General features: G+C 77.2%; 7 protein-coding genes and 2 pseudogenes. 5 read left to right on the top strand and 4 right to left on the bottom strand.

All coding sequences use genetic code 11. The features are described 5' to 3' along the window. From ACWEVO_RS28500 to ACWEVO_RS28480, 5 genes are all read left to right on the top strand, one after another. Nucleotides 1–433 (top strand): gas vesicle protein GvpO (locus tag ACWEVO_RS28500; protein WP_452310569.1); only part of this gene is annotated, 433 nt, incomplete at its 5' end. Nucleotide 434: 1 nt separating this feature from the next. After that, nucleotides 435–803, top strand: coding sequence for a gas vesicle protein (locus ACWEVO_RS28495; protein WP_452310568.1), 369 nt, complete (start codon nt 435–437; stop codon nt 801–803). Continuing rightward, the gene (locus tag ACWEVO_RS28490) at nt 787–1,599 is read left to right on the top strand and encodes a GvpL/GvpF family gas vesicle protein (RefSeq protein WP_452310567.1); all 813 of its coding nucleotides are present in this window, start codon (nt 787–789) and stop codon (nt 1,597–1,599) included. The genes ACWEVO_RS28495 and ACWEVO_RS28490 overlap by 17 nt, the downstream gene beginning before the upstream one ends. Continuing rightward, the gene (locus tag ACWEVO_RS28485; RefSeq protein WP_452310566.1) at nt 1,590–1,832 is read left to right on the top strand and encodes a gas vesicle protein; all 243 of its coding nucleotides are present in this window, start codon (nt 1,590–1,592) and stop codon (nt 1,830–1,832) included. Before ACWEVO_RS28490 ends, ACWEVO_RS28485 begins: the two co-directional genes overlap by 10 nt. Further along, nucleotides 1,829–2,182: a gas vesicle protein K gene (locus ACWEVO_RS28480; protein WP_452310565.1), complete on the top strand. Its 354-nt coding sequence runs from the start codon at nt 1,829–1,831 to the stop codon at nt 2,180–2,182. The genes ACWEVO_RS28485 and ACWEVO_RS28480 overlap by 4 nt, the downstream gene beginning before the upstream one ends. Nucleotides 2,183–2,192: 10 nt before the next feature. On the opposite strand, the pseudogene ACWEVO_RS28475 reads toward ACWEVO_RS28480, so the two are convergent. From ACWEVO_RS28475 to ACWEVO_RS28460, 4 genes and pseudogenes are all read right to left on the bottom strand, one after another. After that, nucleotides 2,193–3,752 (bottom strand): annotated as a pseudogene (locus ACWEVO_RS28475) (AAA family ATPase); the annotation flags it as partial. 68 nt (nt 3,753–3,820) lie between these two features. After that, nucleotides 3,821–4,499: pseudogene (locus tag ACWEVO_RS28470) on the bottom strand (AAA family ATPase); the annotation flags it as partial. Nucleotides 4,500–4,553: 54 nt separating this feature from the next. Continuing rightward, entirely contained in the window at nt 4,554–5,033 is a 480-nt protein-coding gene (locus tag ACWEVO_RS28465) for a hypothetical protein (RefSeq protein ID WP_452310564.1), read from the bottom strand. A gap of 45 nt (nt 5,034–5,078) precedes the next feature. After that, nucleotides 5,079–5,706, bottom strand: a 628-nt coding sequence (locus ACWEVO_RS28460) for a GTP-binding protein (protein WP_452310563.1), incomplete at its 5' end; no start/stop codon positions are given.

Genomic DNA, 5,706 nt, shown 5'->3' with positions numbered 1-5,706 from the left:
GGCGCCGGCCGCCCCCCCGCCGGGGCCCCGCCCGGCACCGGCCGGCGGCCGCCCGCCCGGCGGCGCGGCGACGGCCGGGCTGACCGCTACCGCGGGCGAGGGAGATGAGATGACATCAGGACGGATCCGCGGCGACGGCGACCGGGACCGGAACCGCTACTCCGACGAGGACGACTACGAGGAGATCAGCGCGGCCGAGGCGGCCCGCGAGGCGCTGCGGCAGATCGTCGCGCTGACCGGCCGGGACCCGCTGGGGGTGACCTCGATCCAGCCCACCGACGACGGCTGGCGGATCGGGGTGGAGGTGGTCGAGGACCACCGGATCCCCGCGTCGACCGACCTGCTCGGCCTCTACGAGGTGGAGCTGGACATGACCGGCAGCCTGCTCGGTTACCGGCGGACGCGCCGCTACCAGCGGGGCAAGGGGGACTGACATGACGATTGGCCGGACACCTTCGGTGGTGCAGAACTCCGGTCAGGTGCTGCCGGCCGGGCACGAGCCGGCGAACCTGGGCGACATCCTCGAACGGGTACTCGACCGGGGCATCGTCATCGCCGGTGACATCCGGGTCAGCCTGCTCGACATCGAGCTGCTGACGCTGAAGCTGCGGCTGGTCATCGCCTCCGTGGACACCGCGCGGCAGATCGGCATCGACTGGTGGGAGCACGACCCGTGGCTGAGTTCGCGGGCCCGCCCGCCGGTCGAGCCGGGGCCGCGCGACCCGGAGGAGGTGGAGGCGTCCCGGCGGCCCCGGGTTGCCGGCCGCGCCGCGAGAGAGGAGCGGGATGAGTACGACCGCTGAACCGGCCCGGACGGTGCCGGAGACCGGAAGCGCCGTCTGGCTGCACGGCGTGGTCGCCGGGGACCGGCCGACGCCGGCCGGGACCGCCGGCATCACCGGCGCGCCGGTCCGGTCGGTGGCCGCCGCCGGCCTGGCCGCCGTGGTCAGCGACGTTCCGCTGGCCGAGTACGGCGAGGAGGCGCTGCGCCGCAACCTGGAGGATCTGGCCTGGCTGGAGCGGGCCGCCCGGGCCCACCACGCCGTGGTGGACGCGCTGTCCCGGGCCGGCGCGGTGGTGCCGGCCCGACTCGCCACGGTGCACCGGGACGACGACCGGGTGGCCCGGGTGCTGACCGAGCGGCAGGACGAGCTGGCCGGCACGCTGGCCCGGCTCACCGGTCGCGAGGAGTGGGGCGTGAAGGGGTACGCCGTCCCCGGCGCCACCCCCCGGGCCGAGGAGCCCGCCGCCGGCGGGGGCGCCGGGGCGGCGTACCTGCGGCGACGCAAGGCCCAGCTGACCGCCCGGGAGGAGGGGCAGCGGATCGCCGCCGACGCGGCGGCCGCCGTGCACGCGGCCCTCGCCGGGTACGCGGTCAGCGCCCGCCGGCACACCCCGCAGGACCGGCGGCTCTCCGGGGCGGCCACCGCGATGGTGCTCAACGGGGCGTACCTGGTCGACCGGGAGCGGCTGGACGGCTTCGCCGCGCTGGTCCGCGAGCTGGCCGACCGGCACCCGGAGGTCCGGCTGGAGCCGACCGGCCCGTGGCCGCCGTACTCGTTCGTGGCGGAGCCCTCGGCGGAGCCGGCATGGGCGTGACGACGCTGGCACCGAGCAGCGCCGACGACCCGATGGCCTACCGGCCGGTGGCCCTGGTCGACCTGCTCGACCGGGTGCTCGCCACCGGCGTGGTGATCACCGGGGACATCACCCTGGCCATCGCCGACGTCGACCTGGTCCGCATCTCGTTGCGGGCCCTGATCGCGTCGGTGGGCGCGCTCGCCCCGCCGGAGGTGGCGCCGCTCGCCCCGCCGCGGGAGGTGGCACCGTGACCGACCGGGACGAGGCGGCCGAGCTGGCCGCGGCGCTCGGGGAGCCGCAGTGGCAGGCACCCCGGGTGCGGCCGCTGGACCGCCGGCTCGCCGTGGACCAGGACTCCGTCGAGCGGGGACTGGCCAGCCTGGTGTTGACCGTCGTCGAGCTGCTGCGGCAGCTCATGGAGCGGCAGGCGCTGCGCCGGGTCGACCTCGGTGACCTCAGCGACGAGCAGGTCGAACGGATCGGCAGCACGCTGATGGCGCTGGAGGAGCAGATGACCCAGCTCCGCGAGTACTTCGGCCTCGCCCCCGAGGACCTCAACCTCGACCTCGGCCCGCTGGGCCCGCTCCTGCCCACCGACTGACCGACCCGGGTCAGCGGTGGGTCGCGGCGTACGCGGCCAGGTGGGCCAGCTGGGCGGGGTCCAGGGAGGGGCGGACCCGGGTGCGGGCGGTGGCCACGTGGGCGGCGGTGACCGTGGTGGCGGTCAGCGACTCGCGCATCGCGGCGAGCGCCGCCTCGCGGACCAGCGCCGCGCAGTCCGCCGCGGAGAAGCCGTCCAGCTCCTCGCCCAGCGCGGCCAGGTCCACGTCCGCGGCGAGCGGGACGTCGCGGGCCGCGGCCCGGAGGATCTCCCCGCGGGCCGGGCCGTCGGGCGGCGGCACGTACACCAACCGCTCCAGCCGCCCGGGGCGGAGCAGGGCCGGGTCGACCAGATCGGGCCGGTTGGTCGCGGCGACCACCACCACGTTGCGCAGCGCCTCCACCCCGTCCAGCTCGGTCAGCAGCGCGGCGACCACCCGGTCCGTCGTACCCCCGTCGGTGGCCTGGCCCCGGACCGGGGCGAGCGCGTCCACCTCGTCCAGGAAGACCAGCGTGGGCGCGGCCTCCCGGGCCCGGCGGAACAGCTCGCGTACCGCCCGCTCGCTCTCCCCGACCCACTTGGAGAGCAGCTCCGCGCCCTTCACCGACAGCACGTTCGCCCGGCCCGAGCCGGCCAGGGCGGTGACCAGGTACGTCTTTCCGCAGCCGGGCGGCCCGTAGAGCAGCACCCCGCGCGGCGGGGTCACGCCCAACCGGGCGAAGGTGTCCGGGTAGGTCAGCGGCCAGAGCACCGACTCGGTCAACGTCTCCTTGACCTCGTGCAGGCCGCCGACGTCGTCCAGGGTGACCGAGGCCAGTTCGAGGGTGGACGCCGCCATCGTGGTCGGCCGGACCACCTCCAGCGCGGCGGTGAAGTCGGCCATCGCCACCGTCGGCGTCTCGGCCGCCTTCTGCCGCAGCGCCGCCCGCACCCCGGCCTCCCGCACGAGCGCGGCCAGGTCGGCGGCGACGAAGCCCGGCGTACGGCTGGCCACCTCGTCCAGCCGGACGTCCTCGGCGAGTGGCACCTGCCGGGTGAGCACGGTCAACTGCTCCCGGCGGAGCGCGTGGTCGGGCAGCGGGACGCTGATCCGGAGCGAGAGCAGGTCCGGGGCGCGCAGCGCGGGGTCCACCGCCTCGGGCCGGCCGGTGGTGCAGACCACGGCCGCGCCGGCCCGGACCGTCTCGGCGACGACCTGCCGGAACACCGTGGCCAGCGGACCGGGGTCGTCGGCCGGGGCCAGCGCCTCGACGTCGGTCACCAGCAGCACGGCGGCCCCGTCGGCGCGTACCGCCTCGGCGGCCGCGCGCAGCCGGCGGGCGGCCGCGTCGTTGCTCAGCGCGGCCAACTCGGGGGCCCAGACCGGGCACACCCGGGCGCGTACCCGGGCCGCCACCGCCCGGACCAGCGCCGACTTGCCGGAGCCGGCCGGACCGGTGAGCAGCACGCCCAGCGCCACCGTGGTGCCGAGCCGGCTGAGCACCTCCCGGTGGTGGAAGCCGAGGTCGAGCAGCTCGGTGAGCTCCTCGGCCTGGGCCCGCAGCCCGGGCAGTTCGTCCACGTCCGGCGCGTCCTCGGGGCCGACCAGCCTGAGGTCCGCCGGCCCCGTGCCGCTGGCCGGGGTGGCTGCCCCGCCGGCCGGTCCGGTCGGCCGGGCCGGCGAGGGCGGCGCCGGGGCGGAGGACAGGTCCCCGGTCAGCCGGCCCGTCGCGTCCTGACCGACCGGACCCGAGCCGCGGGTCGCCGCACCGTGCTCCCAGCCGACCACGGTGTCCATGGTGACCAGTGCACCCGCCGCCGGCTCGGCCGCGACCACGGTGAGCAGGGTGCTGGTCCAGGCGTACCCGACGGAGTTGGCGAGGCTGCGCCGGGCGGCCTCGACCAGGCCGCGGACCGCGGCGTCGGGAAGCACGTCCTGGGGCAGCAGCGAGACGTCGTCCCCGGCGGTGACCACCTTGCCGAGCAGGGCGAGGCGGAGCATCTCCGGGGAGACGGCGGCGACCACCGCCACCGGCCCGGCCAGGGTCACCCGGCGGGCCGGGACGACCGGCAGCGGGCTCACCGTCACCTGCCCGCCGTCCCGAATGCCGAGGTTGCCGAGCAGCAGGTCGTCGGCGTACAGCAGGGCGGTGCTGGCGGTCGGCTCGGCCGGGGCCACCACGCCGGCGGTCACCCGGCGGCCGGCCAGCCGCACCGGGTCGCCGGGGCGCAGCGCCAGCGCGGTCAGCACCTCCGGGTGCAGGCGGACGACGCCGCGCCGGGCGTCCAGCGCCGCCGGCCGCAGGCTCGCGGTGAGGGTCAGGTCGGGTTCCGCCACCCGCCCGACAGTAGCCGCCGGGACCACGCCGTGCCCGCGGCGCGGCCCGCCGGTTCAGCGCGGGTCGGTGTCCTCCAGCAGCGACGGGTCGCGCCGGATCAGCTCGGCCAGCCGGGCCGCCGGGTCGACGGTCATCCCGTCCTGCCCGGGGGCGGGCACCGTCTTCACCGACATCGGCCAGGCCGGCGGGGGCGCCGGGGCGGGCGCCGGGCCGACCGTCACCTCCGGGCCCGACCAGGAGACCCGCAGCGGGTACGCGTGCCCGCCCTGCTCCACCCGCAGGGTCACCGCCAGCCCGGGGTGCTCGGCCACCACCCGGCGGACCGCCTCGGCGATCTCCTCGACCGGGTCCCGCGGCTCCGGCCGGCTCCCCCCGCGCAACCGGTACGCCCCGTGCCCGTCCCGCCCGTCCCGCCCGGCCGGCTCGCCGTCCTCCGCGCGATCCGGCTCCTCCCCGGGCGCGGTCGCCCGGCGGCGCAACGCCTCCTCGCGGCGCGCCAGCCGGGCCAGTGTCTGGTCCAGATCCCCTCTCATCACCTGCACCCCTTCCACGGAACGGATACCCCGCAGGCGGCCGGTTCAGGCCCCCCGGTCCCGGGTCGCCCGGTCCAGCGCCCGATCCAGGACGACCAGCAGCGCGTCCCGTACGGAGAGCCGGTCCCGGGCGTCGAACTGCACCAGCGGCACGTGCTCGCCGATCGCCAGCGCCCACCGGATCGCGGGCAGGTCGAGCGCCAGCCGGCCGTCGAAGGCGTTCACCGCGACCGCGAACGGCAGCCCGGCCCGCTCGAAGAAGTCGATCGCCGGATAGCAGTCGTCGAGCCGGGAGCTGTCCACCACCACGAGCGCGCCGAGCGCACCCCGCGCCAGGTCGTCCCACATGAAGCCGAAGCGGGCCTGGCCGGGGGTGCCGAAGAGGTAGAGCTTGAGGCTGCGGTCGATGGTCACGCAGCCGAAGTCCATGGCCACCGTGGTGGTGGTCTTCGCCGAGTCCGTGCCCGGGTCGTCCACGCCGATGCCGGCGCTGGTCATCTCCGCCTCGGTGGTGAGCGGGGCGATCTCCGAGATCGAGCCCACCGTGGTGGTCTTGCCGACGCCGAAACCGCCGGCGATGAGGATCTTCACCGGGATCGGCGGGCTGGTGGGCGGCCGGCGGGTGACGGCCGGCGCGGCGGCCACCGGCGGCCGGTACGGCGGCGGGGGCGGC

This window comes from Micromonospora sp. NPDC003776, from assembly GCF_053605645.1.
The sequence above is the reverse complement of the archived record's forward strand: the minus strand, read 5'-3'. Positions and strand labels throughout refer to the sequence as shown.

Coding starts and splice junctions, on each gene's coding strand:
- ACWEVO_RS28490 (WP_452310567.1), top strand. CDS start 787: ATGAGTACGACCGCTGAACCGGCCCGGACGGTGCCGGAGACCGGAAGC.
- ACWEVO_RS28495 (WP_452310568.1), top strand. CDS start 435: ATGACGATTGGCCGGACACCTTCGGTGGTGCAGAACTCCGGTCAGGTG.
- ACWEVO_RS28485 (WP_452310566.1), top strand. CDS start 1,590: ATGGGCGTGACGACGCTGGCACCGAGCAGCGCCGACGACCCGATGGCC.
- ACWEVO_RS28465 (WP_452310564.1), bottom strand. CDS start 5,033: ATGAGAGGGGATCTGGACCAGACACTGGCCCGGCTGGCGCGCCGCGAG.